Raw genomic sequence first — 15,716 nt, 5'->3', positions numbered from 1 at the left:
AATAAATAACACCTACTTACATATATAGGTCATCATTCACGCACAATACATAGACACCTTTTATGATCTCTTATTGATTGTGAATGGCACTATTCTATGCAAGCGGGTGTTCTCAAAGTATCTCTGCCCATACATTCTCACAAGTATTATTTTTTTATCGAAGTTTGTTTCCTTTTGATATTTTTACTATAACCTTTAATTATTAAGGGATTTTTAACCATATGTGAAATTAAAGTAAATAATTTACTATTCAAGGACAATCTATCATTATTGGAATTTCCTCTTCATAAAAAAAGCTTTTGAAAAAGAAATTCCGTGAACGGAAATTCTTCTCCAAAAGCAAAATAGGTATATTACAACAGCATATCCATCCACATTTTTTCCCGACATTCGCTCCAATTGACGAAACAAGTAAACTTAAAGGCAGGGCGCTTATGTTCACTCTTCCCCCCTATGCCACACCAATACTTGTTAAAAGTTTAAAAGGAATTGAATTTAAATAAACAAGTTTACATTTCCTTCAGACGCATCCGCTAAATACGTTGCAACTCCTGCAAATTCGACATTTCCCATAATCTCTTCTTCTTTTAGTCCTAACAAGTCCACTGTCATTTGGCAAGCGACAAGTTTCACTCCTTGTTTTTTCGCCAGATCAATTAAATCTGGCAATGGTATTGCGTTATGTTTTTTCATCACGTTCTTAATCATTTTTGGTCCCATACCAACAAAATTCATTTTCGATAATCCCATCTTATCTGCACCGCGCGGCATCATCTTTCCAAACATTTTCTCTAAAAATGGTTTCTTTGTTTTTACATTTTCATCTTTACGAAGCGCATTCAATCCCCAAAATGTATGAAAAATCGTTACTTCTTGATCATACGCTGCTGCACCATTTGCGATAATATACGCTGCCATCGCTTTATCATAATCCCCGCTAAACAACACAATTGTTGTTTTTTTCTTTTGTTCCATATTGACTCCTCCCGTCACTACACATACCCGTATAGGTAATTTAAAAATCCGTACAAAGTCCTTTCGCAAATGAAAGGACTTTGTACCTTTTGTTCATCTATTTAACAGTTACTCTGTTTCCCCTTCCCAAGCTAACATGCCGCCGTTCATATTGATCACTTGGAAACCATAGCTTTCTAAAAACTGAACCGCTCGTGAGCTTCTCCCACCAGAATGACATACAATTACATACTCTTTATTTTTATCTAACTCATGCATACGAAACTCTAATAAACGAAGTGGAATATGAAGTGCTTTTGGAATTTTCCCTTCTGCAACTTCTTCTACCTCACGTACATCAATAATATTTACAGCTTCATTACTCATGAGTTTATGTTCTAATTCTTTCGCAGTCATTTCTTTCATTTTCCTACATCCTCCTTAACTCCAAGCGTTCATACCACCTGAAACATTTACAATATGTTTAAATCCCATTTTCTTTAAAATTTTTGTTGCTTGTTTACTTCTCATTCCACTCTGACAAATGACGATTACTTCTTTACTTTTATCTAAACTACTTGCTTGTTGTACGAGTTCATTTAGTGGCATATTTCGAAAACTTTGGATATGGTTGCCTCTAAATTCTCCTGGTGTACGAACATCAATCAATTGCTTATTCTTTTTCTTTATTTCGTCTTTTAGTTCTTTCCCGCTTATATTTTTTACTCCCTTAACAGGTAACAAACGAGAAATAATAAACAAAGAAATCAATGCAATCAAAACGCTGTTCCATACTACATTCATATCCATGCCCTCCATGTTCTTACGCTTTTTGAATCCAAAACTTCAAAACCCCATCTTCTTCAACATGTTGTAATACTTCATGTCCACCTGTTTGTGCCCATGCTGGAATATCTTTTATCGCACCTTTATCTGTTAAATGAACTTCTAGCACTTCTCCAGTTTGCAAAGCATCCATCGCTTTTTTTGTTCTTACAATTGGCATTGGGCATGCTAATCCTTTTACGTCTAATACTTGTTTTCCATTCATTTTATATACCTCCAATAGTATGTTTCATAATAAAGTGAAACTTTAATCAGTGGGGGTTTTCCTCATCCCCCACTGATTATTAGTTGAACCAATCGGGCTTTTACGGACAGTTATTCCCCACCTATCTTCTTCGATTCTCTTCCAATCTTGAGGTGGAGGTCTTACTGTCCATTAATGCGGGATAAAAAATAACTAAAATTTATTCATGTATTGCATAGAGGTTAGCTCTACATACATATACCTGTATGGGTATATGAAAATCGTTTTTAAAATCTGCCAAAAAATTGACAGATTATCTACTTTTTACAAGTAATTGTACAGCCTCTTTAATTACATCTTCATTAGACGTATCGCCTTTTTCAAATTGTTCGCGAAGGCATTTTTCTAAGTTCGTTCCGACAATTAATCCAACCGTACGATCCATCGCAGAGCGCGATGCCGTCAATTGTGTAATTACTTCTTTACAATCTTTTCCCTCTTCCATCATGCGAAGTACACCGCGAATTTGTCCTTCAATTCGCTTCAAACGATTTTTCATATCTTGACCATATTCCAATGTATGAGCACCTCCATGCTTTCACTTATTTTATGTTAAAGATTATACCCTGCTTGGTATTTTGTAAACCTCTTTTTAATTTTTGTAATAACGCCCTATCAAAATTGACAGGACGTTATTCATATTCATGCGCAACGTGGTTTGGTAGCACCGCCCTATATAGTTTAAACCCACCGTCGACATTTTTTACTTCATACCCGTTTTCCATTAAAATACGTGCCGCTACATACCCTCTCATACCTAGTTGACACGTAATATAAATTTCTTGATCTGTTGGAATCTCATGTAATCGATCACGCAATTCATCTAATGGAATATTTACAGATCCTTTTATAATTCCTTGTTTTAATTCATGCGGTTCTCGGACATCAATTAAATACCCGCCTTTTTCAACGATATGATCAATTTCATGCCACCCTACTATATCAACAAGTCCTTCAATAATATTGCTTGCAACATACCCCACCATATTTACAGGATCTTTAGCAGAAGAATACGGCGGAGCGTATGACAATTCTAAATCAGGTAAATCCATTACCTTCAATTTTCCTTTCATTGCAGTTGCAATGACATCGATTCGTTTGTCTACACCAACCTGACCTACGGCTTGCGCTCCGTAAATTTCTCCTGTTTCTTTATTAAAGATGAGCTTTAATAAAACCGGATACGCGTTCGGATAATACCCCGCATGAGAGTTTGCTTGTACGTGAACTACCTCATAGGGCAAATCTAAACGTTGTAATACTTTTTCATTCACCCCTGTTGAAGCGACTGTTAACTCAAACACTTTTGCAATGGATGTACCCATCGTTCCTTTATATATAGAATCTGCATGGCCATGAATAATATCTGCTAATAGACGACCTTGACGATTTGCCGGTGATGCAAGTGGAATCATTGTTTCTGTTTCCGTCACAAAATCTTTTACTTCAATCGCATCTCCAATCGCATATATAGATGGATCAGAAGTTTGCAGCGTTTCATTTACTTTAATCGTATTTCGAACTCCTAGTTCCAATCCTGCCTCTTTTGCCAAGCTGCTTTCAGGTTGTACACCGATAGAAAGAATGATCATATCTGTATGAATTTTTGTACCGCTTTTCAGACGAATAACCGTTCCTTCTTCTTCAAAAGCTTCTACCCCATCTTCTAAAATGAGCTGAACGCCATGTTTTGTCATATGCTCATGTACATATGCAGCCATTTCATAATCAATCGGCGGCATGACTTGATTGTTCATTTCCACAAGTGTTACATCAAGGCCTCTTTCTCTCAAGTTCTCAGCCATTTCAACGCCGATAAAGCCTCCGCCAATTACAGTCGCATGACGTGGTTTATTTTCATCAATATATCCTTTTATACGATCTGTATCCGGTACATTTCGTAATGTAAATAACGCTTTCGCTGCTTCAATTCCTGGAATTGGTGGAACCATCGGCTTAGAACCTGGTGAAAGAATTAAAACATCATAAGATTCTTCGTAAGTTTCATTGGTAACTACACTTTTCACCACGATTGTTTTTTCTTCTTTATTAATTTTTATTACTTCACTTAAAATGCGAATATCTAAGTTAAAGCGCTTGGACATTTTCTCTACTGTTTGCACTAACAACTTTTGTCTTTCTTGAATAACTCCGCCAATATAATATGGCAGTCCGCAGTTTGCAAACGAAATATACTCTCCGCGCTCAAACATAATAATTTCATCATCTTCACTTAAACGACGTAAACGTGCTGCAACTGATGCTCCGCCAGCAACTCCGCCAACTACAACAATTTTTCTACTCATTCTTTTTCTCCTCCTTACTTATACCCGTATAGGTATATAATAAACATAAAGAAAACAATAGCGCAACATTTTAAACTTAATATCTCTATTTGTTCACAAAATCGAAACGAATAAATAATCTAAACTTTCGTAACATTCCGTTCATATTCCGTTCATATTCTTATTTTAAAATCTTCTTGAAGATAATAAGAGGAGGTTATATATGTGATCCATAAACTTGCTCGCTTCATAAGTAGTCCTAAGGGTGCCAAAATCGTTTTAATCGCTTGGGTTCTTGCTATTGGTGTTTTAAGTTTCATCGCACCATCAGCCAAAAAGTACGCAACAAGCAGCGGTGAAGGAAGCATACATGAGGATACACCGTCTGCTGTAGCCCAAAAGATATTGGACGATCAATTTCCATCCAAAGATGGAGCAGTCGCCTTACTTGTTTTTCATGGAAAAGACGCAATCACTGAGGCCGAGCGCGCAAAAATCTCAGGAATTAGCAAATGGCTTTCCTCAGATGATAAACCGAAAAATGTCGCAAGTGCCTTACCATTTCACCAACTCCCCAAAGCCACACAAGATAAAATGTTGTCCAAAGATAATACAACCATTCTTTTAAATGTTGCCCTGACAAAAGATTTAGAATCAGATCAAATTTATGAGACATTAGAGCAAATTCGAAAACATGTAAAACAAATGGATATCGGAGACTTAAAGCTTGAGATCACAGGTCCAGCTGGAATTGCAGCAGATACAATTACGCTGTTCAAAAATGCTGACTTCGTATTAATGTTTGCAACAATAGGATTAATTCTCATTATATTAATCATCATTTATCGCTCCCCATTGCTCGCTGTCATTCCATTAATCATTGCCGGTATCGTATATCAAGTAGTCGATCGCATTTTAGGATTAGCAGGCCAAAATGGATGGTTCGTTGTCGAGAAACAAGCTCTTTCCATTATGATGATTCTACTCTTTGCAGTTTTGACGGATTATTGTTTATTCATCTTAGCTCGTTATAAAGAAGAGTTAAAAAAGGTGAATTCGAAGTACGATGCGATGCAAACCGCATTAACGCAAGTAATGGAACCTATTCTATTCAGCGGCGGAACAGTGCTGGTCGCGATGCTTACATTGTTCTTTGCTGTTTTTAAACCGTATCATCACTTTGCCCCAGTATTTTCAGTTGCCATGGTGTTCATTCTTCTTGGAGGCATTACACTCATTCCAGCTCTATTTGCACTAGTAGGCCGAAAAGCATTTTGGCCTTTCATTCCAAAACTAGCTGAAAAAGAAGAAAAGCTGGGCGGATTCTGGACAAATGTAGGCACTTTTGTAAAGAAAAAACCTTCCATCACAGCAGTTATATTGTTCATTATGCTCATTCTTGCCTCGCTGAATGTTGGATCTATGAAATATTCATTTAATTTAATGAAGTCATTTCCGAATGACATTTCATCGCGGCAAGGTTTTGAAATTTTAGAAGAAAACTTTCCACCAGGACAACTAGCACCTGTAACTGTCATTTTAAAATCAGACAAGGAAATTGTATTAGACCAATCCTTTCTTGATAAATTAGCTTCATTATCAAACGCAATTAAAAAACTAGATGGGATAAACACCGTCACACCGGAAATCACCTCAGGATTAGCGGCACCCAATTCGAACTTACCAAAAAATTTCTTATCGGATGAAAAACGTGCAATCAAGCTGCAATTGACTTTACAAGACAACCCTTATGATCAAGCAGCTTTAAATATAATCCGTGCACTGCGAGAAAACAGTAACAGTTTGTTAACGAAGAGCGGCTTTGATTCCCAGCAATATTCCTTGCATTATAGCGGGCAAACCCCGCAGCAATTAGATGTGCAATCTTTAAACCAAAAAGATACAATTGTGACGTTCTCGCTCATTTCCCTTTTTATTCTTATTATGCTGACATACCAATCACGATCTATCATTATAGCGTTAACAATGATGATAACAATGCTACTTTCTTATTCAGCGACGCTAGGGCTAGGTTGGATAATCTTTCATTATATTTTAGGATACGACTCAATTAGCTATCGTCTCCCTGTCTACACCTTTATGTTTCTCATTGCATTAGGGGTCGACTACAATATTATGCTCGTATCCCGAATCAAAGAAGAGGCTCAAAAATATGAATGGAAAGAAGCTGTGGCACGTGGTGTTGCTTTAACAGGGGGCGTCATTTCCTCAGCTGGTATTATACTCGCAGCTACATTCTGCGTGCTCATTACACAACCACTCCAAGAACTCTTTCTGTTTGGTTTAACAATGACAATGGGGATTTTAATTGATACGTTCCTTGTTCGCGGTATGCTGCTCCCTTCGATTTTGATTTTTTTCAAACCAAGCCGTTCCAAGCATATTTCTTCACTTCCAACGGATTTAAAATAATTGTTCAAAACGAAAAGTGTGCGACCTGGCACACTTTTCGTTTTCATAAAGTCGATACTGCCCGAAACAGAAATGTAAACGGAAGCGGATTAGGTCTTTCGATTGTACAAAAAGTCGTTGATTTCCACAGCGGAACAATAACTGTCGATAGTGAACTTGGAAAAGGCACGACATTTTCTATTTACCTTCCGAAACAAGAAGCGGCAAAATAACCTGCACAATATACAGAAATAAAAAAGAAGATAATGCTCTATATAATAGAGAGTTATCTTCTTTTTCTCTTTTAATGACCTTTTCCAATGCCCTGGCATGTGGCAGAAAAAGGCCCTGATCGCTTCTATATAAGTCCATATTAATTTTTCAACAGATAAGTCGTTGCTATGAATCATAAAAAGTGATGTGCTACTTGTTTGCTCGCTTTGTTTTAACATTACCCGTGGCAAAAAAGAGCCCTGACCGCTCCAAGCATGGCCAGACGCTCTCGCCCATCTAAAAAAAAGTGGTTTTTATGTTGGTTTTTCAATTTGCATTTATATATACATTACAAACTCGTCTTTTGTAACCTTCTGTTCATATTCCGTTCATATTTCCTCTTTATGATAAGAACATAGAACGAAACAAGGAGGAACGAGCCTAATGTTTTTAGCACTTAAAGAATTAAAACAATCGAAATTACGTTACGGATTAATCGGTACAATCATGATGTTATTATCATTTCTTGTACTTATCATATCAGGTCTAGCAAATGGTTTATCTCATGATAATGCCTCTTCTATTATCGAAATGAAAGCAAACAAATTTATATTATCAGATGATGCAGATGGTAAATTGCTACGCTCTCAAATTAAGAAAGAAGATGTAGATAAAGTATTAGCACAAGTTGATGCAAAAGATGCAGTTCCAATGCACATTAAAGTGTCAACCTTTGAAAAAGAAGGAACTTCAAATAAAGTTGATGTTGCTATTTTCTCAAGCAAACAAGATTCATTCATTGCTCCAAAAGTAATTGAAGGAAAAAATGGGACGTTAGAAAACAATGAAGTTGTCGCTGATGAATCAATTAAAGAAAAAGGAATCAAACTTGGAGATGAACTAGTAGATCCTATTTCTAAAAAAGCTTTCAAAGTTGTCGGATTCTCGCAAAATCAAATGTTTAGTCACACACCAGTTATTCACATGAATGAAAATGTATGGGACGCTATTGCACTGCCAAATCAAAAAGATTACAGTGTAATTGCTCTAAATACTGATAAAAAAATTGATAACGCAAAAGTTGTTGATAAAAAAGAAGTACTACAAAGTATTCCAGGTTATAAAGAAGAACAAGGAACATTAACGATGATTATCGCGTTTTTACTTGTCATTTCAGCATTGTTAATTGGTGTTTTCTTCTATGTCATTACATTACAAAAAACACATCAATTAGGTGTATTAAAAGCAATCGGAACGAAAAACTCATATTTAGCAAATACTTTAGTTGTACAATCTATATTCTTATCTGGCGTTGCTCTTATTATCGGCATTGGCTTAATCTTTGCGGTGGAGGCTATTTTACCAGCTAGTATGCCGTTCTTATTAACAACAACAACAATCCTGCAATACACAGGTATCTTTATCTTAATTAGTATATTCGGTACACTCATTTCTCTATATCAAGTATTAAAAGTAGATGCATTAGAAGCAATCGGAGGTGGCATGTAATGGTAACGGAAGTACAATGGGATAACCCAGCGTCATTATTGAAGCTCGATCAAGTAAGCAAAGTATATGGCGAAGGAGAAACGGAAGTAACTGCCCTGCACCCTATTACGTTAGATGTAAAAGAGGGCGAATTTATCGGTATTGTTGGCCCATCTGGTTCAGGAAAAAGTACATTGCTTTCCATTGCAGGTGCACTTCTCTCTCCTTCAAAAGGAAACATTTATATTTCTGATCAAAACATAACAAGCTTATCAGAAAAGGAAATGACAGATATTCGCTTACGAAAAATCGGATTTATATTTCAATTCGCAAATCTCGTACCTTTCTTAACGGTAAAAGAACAACTTCTATATATCGCTAAGTTAAAGGGAGAAGATAAAAAAGAAGCTAGTAAGTTTGCGGAACAATTACTGAAAACATTCGGATTAGGACATCGAATGAATCATTATCCAAATCAACTTTCAGGCGGAGAAAAACAACGTGTAGCTATCGCTCGTGCGTTTATGAATAATCCAGACTTAATTTTAGCAGACGAGCCGACTGCTAGCCTTGATTCAAAACGTGCAAGAGAAGTCGTTGAATTAATGAAACAAGAAGTAAAGAAAAATAAAAAAGCAGCGATTATGATTACACACGATGAAAAAATGCTTGATGTATGCGATCGAATTTTAACACTTCGCGACGGAAAATTATTACGAGAAAACGAATTGTAAACAATAGTAGTCTAAAAAAACTTTCTTATCCCTATTTACATAGGGAATAAGAAAGTTTTTTCTTTATTCACAAGTACCTCTTCATTTTTTGTTTACAACATAATACAATTTAAATATAATAATGACGCCAATTTCATATGTAATATTGCGTTCATATTCTATTCATAATTCCCATGTAACATGATTTATATAAGGAACATGACAGTTAGAAAGGAATGATGAACGTGTTGGCATCTGCTATTACATGTATTACAGCTGCACTCATTTTTTATACAATTGGCGTATGGAGTGAAAAATTCCAAAAGACATTAAAACCTTGGCATGTCGTCATTTTTTGGCTCGGCCTCGTCTGTGATACACTCGGAACGACATTAATGGAAAAAATGGCAGAAGCAGGTTCCCTGTTCAGTTTCCACGGAATCACAGGTCTAGCAGCAATTTTACTAATGTTATTCCATGCTGTTTGGGCAACAATTGTATTAATCAAAAAAGATACAAAAATGATGACAACATTCCACAAGCTAAGTGTTATCGTCTGGTTCATTTGGCTGATCCCATATATTTCTGGTCTTATATACGGAATGACAAACCACTAATAATCGCAGCCTACTATCCAAAAATAAACATTGCTAATGCTACCTAGGAGGTATATGATGAAAAAGTTATATAATGCAGCATTCACTTATTTAATTATTGGCCTATTATCAGGTGTATTCGCGAGAGAATATTCAAAAGCGCAAGGAATTCAAGGTACGACTTCGCTATACAAGTTGCACACACATGTGCTAGTTCTTGGATTTATATTCTTCTTACTTGCCTTAGCTCTATCGAAATTATTTGCAGTCCATGAGGCAAAAAGTTTTAACATGTGGTTCATCGTCTATAATTTAGGATTAGTTTTAACAGTTGGTTCAATGGCGACCCGCGGACTTCTTCAACTCAATGGAACTGATTTTAAAGGATTAAGTCATATTGCTGGAATGTCTCATACGATCATTGGTATCGCTCTCGTTTGGTTTATGATTCTATTAAAAAAATCGTTCAAAGGATAAAAGGAGGTCAAACATGAACTTAGCTGTTCTATCGAGTATTGTTGCTCTTTGTATGGCTGTTGGAATGATGTTCCTTCGCTTAAAATCAGCAAAGAAACCTGTAACACTGAAAAAAATTATACTCCCGCCATTTTTTATGAGTACGGGAGCATGTATGTACATCTTGCCAGAATTTCGCTTAACATCAACTGAAATTATAGAAGCAGTTATCGTTGGTTTATTTTTCTCTATTTTTCTTATTAAAACATCAAAATTTGAAATACGCGGAAAAGACATCTTTTTAATACCTTCTAAAGCGTTTATCTTTATTTTAGTCGGTTTACTTGCTGTCCGCATCGGTATGAAAGAATATTTAAGTCAATCAATTGATTTAGGACAATTAAGTGGTATGTTCTTCTTACTTGCCTTTGCGATGATCGTCTCTTGGAGAATTGGCATGTACCGTTCGTTTATGAAATTACAAAAAGAAATGAACTTTATAAGCAAGAGTATTTAATCATATAAAAAAGCCCGATATTGTATCGGGCTTTTTTTATTAAAAACCTTACTTTTTTTAAATGGGCGAGAGCAGCTGGCCTTGCATAGAAGCGGTCAGGACCTTTTTCTGCCACGTGCAAAGTTTAAAACAAAGGGAGAAAGCGAGTAGCAACGACTTATATCAGTCTCAAAAATTAGAAGTCTGTTTTTCTTCCACTAGATCATATGCTACTTTCTGCACTTTTGAAGCACTTGATTTTTCAAGTGCATTTTGTAATCCTACTAACATCAAATTAGCAGCAACGACTGTTAAAGAGAAAAAGACAATTGGAACGAGAGCAATCCAAGGGTGAACAGAAAGCATATGAAACGTATCTCCAATTAACCCAGACCATTCAAATGATAACGTTCGCGGCGGTTCTTTTGCAGGACTGTGATCAATAACTGTTCCGCCAAAGAACATCTTCAATACTCCTAAATGCGCCAAAACGAGAAGAACTTTATTGAATTGCTGAACTAATAAGATGACTAATGTAGAGCGAAGCTGCGGGAATATATGTTTACGTAAAATATGAAATTTTGATCCGCCTAATACAGAAGCAGCTTCCACAAACTCTGTTGTGAATAGTTTTTTTACTTCGTTCGCTACATAAAAAGACGTTGTAGGAAGTGCAAGAATGGTAAGAATAAACATTTCAAAAAGAGCACGTTGATAAAACGGCTGCTGAAATCCATCTATCGGCATCGACATCACATTTACTAGCAAGAAGTACGCTATAATCGTCAGCGGCATAATCGTAAAACTATCAAAAAACGCTTCAATCTTACTGCTCCAGCTTTTCAGAAACGTACCGATTCCGACGCCAAACACAATTGCAAATCCGACCTGAAGCATGGCAATACAAGCCGATAAACCAATGGTAAACTTTGCACCTTGTATAATGACATGAAGTAAATCATATCCATGCATATCAGTACCTAGCAAAAAATGAGTAGATGGGGGAAATGGCGGCGCTCCAATCAGGTTCCCGTTCTCATAAAGGGCCGTCACTTGCCTAATTTGCCCATCATTGAAGATCGTATTCGCAATACTAGCAAGTAACAGTATGATTAAAAACAAGAAACTAAACAAAAATTGCTTTTCTCGTACAAGATGTTTGATCACCTACACTCCTCTCCTCTCATAACAGCAGGTACAAATAAATCGTACGCTTTGTAAATAATGAAAAACGGAATGTATAACAATAAAAGTGTCACAACGAACACTTCTGGAAACGGATATTTCAAAACAAAATACACAATACCAGGAACATTAAACAAAGATTCAATCATCAACAGATTAGAAAACATAAACCATACAATCGTCTTTGAATAATGGAACATCGTAAACAACACATTGCGGAGCACATGATGACGAAATATGTGATAGAAATTCAAACCTTTCGCATGAGCATACGCAATATAATCTTTTTGTAGCTCTGCTTCTACTTGCAGCAGGAAAATACGAGTTAACATAATCGTGGGGGGAATACTTAAACAAACAACAGGCATCAAAATGGACTTCTTCTGCCATGTAGTGGCAATATTAAACACCATAATATCCGTTTTTTGAAATAACCACAGCACCAAAATTTGAAAACACATAATAATGAACAAATCAGGTACTGATTCTAATATAACTAACACAAACTTCATTCTTTTCAATTTCTCATAGAAAAAGCGAATAATCAGATAGGTAAAACAAAAAGCACATACAACCGAAATGAAAAGTGCCAGCATAAATAACCACAAAGACTGCCAATAAAACTCAAAAATTTGCGGAAATATCGGCCGTAAACCTTTCCCATACGTCAAATGAGAAAAATCTAATAGCTTTTTACATAAATCCCCAAGAGCTTTGAAATAATTACTTATATCAATTTCCATTCCTTTAAACAAACTCGGTAGTGAACTCAAACAAAGAATACCAGCTACAGCTAGAATGAGTTGCATAATCGCCGTGGTTATTTTTAGGATTGTGATTGTTTTCATACTCCCCGCCCCTCCTATATATCTTACCCTTCCAAAAATTACTATATAAATTCTACCAATATTTAACTGAATATTCAATAAAATCAAGATACACAAAATTAAATATACCGTAACTACTCAGTCACTCTATGAAAAACCGATAGAAAAGCATTTTTTAAGTGATCGAGAGGGACTGGTTATGTATAGTAGCGGTCAGGGCCTTTTCCTGCTACGTGCAAAGTTTGAAAACAAAGAAAGGCAGCGAGATGTATGTCCAAGATTTATAAAAAAGAAGTTCCTTTTTTCTGAAAAATGTATATAAACGCGATATAAATAATAAAAATTCAAAAAGGATCTTATATTTCCTTAATTTATTCCTTTCCATCTACATTAATCATTTATTATAACAGATTTCACGTCTAAAATAAGATGTTTCTACAAAGCAAAATATAAGTATCTTTATAATAATTTTCCAATATAATCAATGTGTTAATCAAAAGAACTCTGTATTATTTTTGCTTTTCTACTAACTAATACAGCTTCAAACAATGGACACAATTGCTACATGCCAAGTGTAATTTATTATCTATTCAAGATTCTGTTTATTCAATCTTTCTAAAAACAAAAAAATATTAAATTCATAAATATACAAGTTATAATGAGGGCGTCGAGAGATAATCTATTACCTCCGGAGAAAATATCAAACCTGGTTATGGCGCAAAAATTCTAAAGACCTTGCAAGTAATCTTCTAAAATTGGACATACTGATACGATTACTTTACAAAAGGTGTACGATCAGAAGGAAAATTTATTTCACATAAAAATGAAAGCGCTATCAGATGGAGCATATGTTAAATTGGTCATTCTAATAACTTAGATTCAACTGTAATTAAAAATAATAAATTATGGGGGTGCTTATATGAACATGAATGTAGCATCTATTAAAGAAAAAAAAGTTGTTAAATACAAAAGTTGTTTTGATGTGATTGGACCGGTAATGATAGGTCCTTCAAGTTCACATACTGCAGGTGCTTTAGCTATTGGAGCAGTTGCCAATAAATTATTTCAAGGTCTTCCAAAAAAAGTCGTGGTAAAGTATTATGAATCATTTGCTGAAACCCATAAAGGACACGGAACTGATTTTGCAATTATTGCTGGGATATTAGGATTTGCTACCGATGACAGCAGAGTGCCAGATGCTATTAAAATAGCAGAATCTAAAGGAATGGACATTACCTTTATTGAAAAAGCAGGTGATAGTCCTGCTGGTCATCCAAATACGGCAGATCTGTATTTAGAGGATGAAAGTCGAAGTATTAGAACGATGGGTATTTCGGTCGGCGGCGGATTAATTGAAGTCAAACATGTTGAAATTGACGGATTTAGCTTAGATCTGCAGGGGCCATTGCCAGTTATTATTACGATTTCCGAAAGAGCTGACTTTGAATTTGTCTTACGCAGGATCTTTAAACAATATGATGTGGAAATTAACGACTTTCATAGTTTAGAAGAAAACGGAAAATATTTATACGCATTCGCTTTGGATTCGCTATTACCTGGTGATGCTCAGAAGGAACTTAGAAGTTTAAGCAGTATAGCTAATATCATTATTCTTTAGTTACATTAAGGGGTGAAAAATATGTATATGTCCATAAAAGAAATTGTAGATGCAGCTAATAAAAAGCAAAAGCCAATTTATGAATTAGCAATCGGACAGGAAATTGAACAAACTAAAACTTCTTATGAAGAAGTTTGGAGCAAAATGAAAAAAAATTTAGCAACTATGGAAAATTCCATAAATAAAAGTATTGAGGGCGACGGGGTATTTTCTCCGACCGGTTTAACCGGAGGCGATGCTGTTAAAATAAAAAAATATCGAGAAAAAGGAAAAACTCTTTCTGGAGATTTGATGGTGTTAGGGATTCAAAGTGCTATCGGTGTTAATGAAGTAAATGCTTCATTAGGGGCTATTTGTGCAACTCCAACAGCAGGTGCGAGCGGGACGATCCCGGGAGTCCTATTTAGTATAAAGGATACGTTACAGTTAAGTCATGAAGATATGATCCATTTTCTATTCACTTCAGCGTTATTTGGAACGATTGTCGCAAATAACGCTTGTATTTCTGGAGCGTACGGAGGATGTCAAGCTGAAGTAGGCAGTGCCTCAGCAATGGCGGCTGCAGCGGCGGTAGAAGCTGCCGGAGGAACAGCGCAGCAATCTTCTGAAGCTTTCTCAACCGCATTACAAAATTTACTCGGTTTAGTTTGTGATCCGGTTGCTGGTTTGGTAGAAATTCCTTGTGTAAAGAGAAACGCCATTGGAACGGCAAATGCTTTAGCGGCAGCGGACATCGCATTAGCCGGCGTAAACAATATCATCAATGCTGACGAAGTTATTGAAGCGATGTATAGAGTTGGAAGACAGATGCCTCGCGAATTAAGAGAGACAGGTTTAGGCGGAGTTGCGGTCACACCTACAGGGATTGCCATTAAAAGTAAAATTTTTGGAGAGAAACAATTAAATAGATAAACAATTATCAGAAATATTGTGAAATACTTAACAATCCTATTCTCTATTGTTCTCCTAAGGATGCCTGTATATTGAGAGCCATTATTACTAAAATATACTACTATGCAATTAAAATGTTTTGTGAACGCTAACAAATCCATCAGGTTGATGACTAGCGAATATGTGGCACACCTTGGAAGCAATTCATTTTTCAAGAATAGTCTATATTCCTAAGCCTTAAAAAGGGACGTAAGAATAGGATACAAGGAGGAATTATTATATGAATGGGAATACTGCAAAAACAATAGAATTTCAAGCTGAAAATACTGCAGTAAAAAATGAGAAATATCCAGACCCTAAAAAGTGGCATAAACAGGATACTACCTGGGCATTGAGCCTTTTTGGAACAGCAATTGGAGCAGGAGTACTCTTTTTACCTATTAATGCAGGTGCAGGTGGTTTATTATCATTACTGTTAATTACCGTACTTGC

The 15,716-nt window shown here is 35.9% G+C and carries 17 protein-coding genes and 2 pseudogenes; 11 read left to right on the top strand and 8 right to left on the bottom strand.

What is annotated here, in order from left to right; all coding sequences use genetic code 11:
* Positions 1-299 precede the first annotated feature (299 nt).
* Positions 300-503 (top strand): hypothetical protein, encoded by a 204-nt coding sequence (locus ACIGHG_RS12350; RefSeq protein WP_396548654.1) that lies wholly within the window; start codon positions 300-302, stop codon positions 501-503.
* Here the strand turns inward: ACIGHG_RS12350 and ACIGHG_RS12345 are convergent.
* The 6 genes from ACIGHG_RS12345 to cdr form a co-directional block, all read right to left on the bottom strand.
* The gene (locus ACIGHG_RS12345) at positions 496-975 is read right to left on the bottom strand and encodes a DsrE/DsrF/DrsH-like family protein (RefSeq protein WP_396548652.1); all 480 of its coding nucleotides are present in this window, start codon (positions 973-975) and stop codon (positions 496-498) included. The two genes, ACIGHG_RS12350 and ACIGHG_RS12345, sit on opposite strands and share 8 nt — an antisense overlap.
* Before the next feature lie 108 nt (positions 976-1,083).
* Positions 1,084-1,380 carry a rhodanese-like domain-containing protein gene (locus tag ACIGHG_RS12340; RefSeq protein WP_336473840.1) on the bottom strand — a complete coding sequence of 99 codons (297 nt, stop codon included), beginning with the start codon at positions 1,378-1,380 and terminating at the stop codon, positions 1,084-1,086.
* Between the two features lie 15 nt (positions 1,381-1,395).
* Positions 1,396-1,764 carry a rhodanese-like domain-containing protein gene (locus ACIGHG_RS12335; RefSeq protein WP_396548650.1) on the bottom strand — a complete coding sequence of 123 codons (369 nt, stop codon included), beginning with the start codon at positions 1,762-1,764 and terminating at the stop codon, positions 1,396-1,398.
* 13 nt (positions 1,765-1,777) lie between these two features.
* Positions 1,778-2,005, bottom strand: coding sequence for a sulfurtransferase TusA family protein (locus ACIGHG_RS12330; RefSeq protein WP_336473842.1), 228 nt, complete (start codon positions 2,003-2,005; stop codon positions 1,778-1,780).
* 292 nt (positions 2,006-2,297) lie between these two features.
* Entirely contained in the window at positions 2,298-2,561 is a 264-nt protein-coding gene (locus tag ACIGHG_RS12325; protein WP_336473843.1) for a metal-sensitive transcriptional regulator, read from the bottom strand.
* A 115-nt stretch (positions 2,562-2,676) separates the two neighbouring features.
* Positions 2,677-4,350 (bottom strand): CoA-disulfide reductase, encoded by a 1,674-nt coding sequence (cdr, locus tag ACIGHG_RS12320; protein ID WP_396548647.1) that lies wholly within the window; start codon positions 4,348-4,350, stop codon positions 2,677-2,679.
* Between the two features lie 204 nt (positions 4,351-4,554).
* On the opposite strand from cdr, the gene ACIGHG_RS12315 reads away from it, so the two are divergent.
* The 7 genes and pseudogenes from ACIGHG_RS12315 (at position 4,555) to ACIGHG_RS12285 (ending at position 10,724) form a co-directional block, all read left to right on the top strand.
* Positions 4,555-6,762 carry an MMPL family transporter gene (locus tag ACIGHG_RS12315; RefSeq protein ID WP_396548645.1) on the top strand — a complete coding sequence of 736 codons (2,208 nt, stop codon included), beginning with the start codon at positions 4,555-4,557 and terminating at the stop codon, positions 6,760-6,762.
* 38 nt (positions 6,763-6,800) lie between these two features.
* A pseudogene (locus tag ACIGHG_RS12310) lies at positions 6,801-6,974 on the top strand (ATP-binding protein); the annotation flags it as partial.
* A 424-nt stretch (positions 6,975-7,398) separates the two neighbouring features.
* The gene (locus tag ACIGHG_RS12305; protein ID WP_396548643.1) at positions 7,399-8,463 is read left to right on the top strand and encodes an ABC transporter permease; all 1,065 of its coding nucleotides are present in this window, start codon (positions 7,399-7,401) and stop codon (positions 8,461-8,463) included.
* Positions 8,463-9,176, top strand: coding sequence for an ABC transporter ATP-binding protein (locus tag ACIGHG_RS12300; RefSeq protein WP_396548641.1), 714 nt, complete (start codon positions 8,463-8,465; stop codon positions 9,174-9,176). The genes ACIGHG_RS12305 and ACIGHG_RS12300 overlap by 1 nt, the downstream gene beginning before the upstream one ends.
* Positions 9,177-9,400: 224 nt before the next feature.
* Entirely contained in the window at positions 9,401-9,772 is a 372-nt protein-coding gene (locus tag ACIGHG_RS12295; RefSeq protein ID WP_090919997.1) for an HsmA family protein, read from the top strand.
* Between the two features lie 57 nt (positions 9,773-9,829).
* Positions 9,830-10,228 carry a DUF2871 domain-containing protein gene (locus ACIGHG_RS12290; protein WP_396548639.1) on the top strand — a complete coding sequence of 133 codons (399 nt, stop codon included), beginning with the start codon at positions 9,830-9,832 and terminating at the stop codon, positions 10,226-10,228.
* Positions 10,229-10,241: 13 nt separating this feature from the next.
* Positions 10,242-10,724, top strand: coding sequence for a CcdC family protein (locus ACIGHG_RS12285; RefSeq protein WP_336473848.1), 483 nt, complete (start codon positions 10,242-10,244; stop codon positions 10,722-10,724).
* A gap of 168 nt (positions 10,725-10,892) precedes the next feature.
* Here the strand turns inward: ACIGHG_RS12285 and ACIGHG_RS12280 are convergent, their stop codons facing one another.
* Both ACIGHG_RS12280 and ACIGHG_RS12275 read right to left on the bottom strand, forming a co-directional pair.
* Complete coding sequence (locus ACIGHG_RS12280) at positions 10,893-11,870, bottom strand: ABC transporter permease (protein WP_336473849.1); 978 nt, start codon at positions 11,868-11,870, stop codon at positions 10,893-10,895.
* Complete coding sequence (locus ACIGHG_RS12275) at positions 11,867-12,736, bottom strand: ABC transporter permease subunit (protein ID WP_396548637.1); 870 nt, start codon at positions 12,734-12,736, stop codon at positions 11,867-11,869. The genes ACIGHG_RS12280 and ACIGHG_RS12275 overlap by 4 nt, the downstream gene beginning before the upstream one ends.
* A gap of 898 nt (positions 12,737-13,634) precedes the next feature.
* Here ACIGHG_RS12275 and sdaAB point away from each other — a divergent pair.
* From sdaAB to ACIGHG_RS12260, 3 genes and pseudogenes are all read left to right on the top strand, one after another.
* On the top strand, positions 13,635-14,333 hold the full coding sequence (sdaAB, locus tag ACIGHG_RS12270; RefSeq protein WP_336473851.1) for an L-serine ammonia-lyase, iron-sulfur-dependent subunit beta: 699 nt from the start codon (positions 13,635-13,637) through the stop codon (positions 14,331-14,333).
* 21 nt (positions 14,334-14,354) lie between these two features.
* Entirely contained in the window at positions 14,355-15,245 is an 891-nt protein-coding gene (gene sdaAA / locus ACIGHG_RS12265) for an L-serine ammonia-lyase, iron-sulfur-dependent, subunit alpha (RefSeq protein ID WP_396548634.1), read from the top strand.
* Between the two features lie 259 nt (positions 15,246-15,504).
* A pseudogene (locus tag ACIGHG_RS12260) lies at positions 15,505-15,716 on the top strand (septum formation initiator); the annotation flags it as partial.

This window comes from Bacillus sp. NPDC077411 (assembly GCF_044543425.1).
GTDB classification, from domain to species: domain Bacteria; phylum Bacillota; class Bacilli; order Bacillales; family Bacillaceae_G; genus Bacillus_A; species Bacillus_A bruguierae.
Note: the sequence above shows the minus strand (reverse complement) of the source record. Positions and strands in the feature narration are given on the sequence as shown.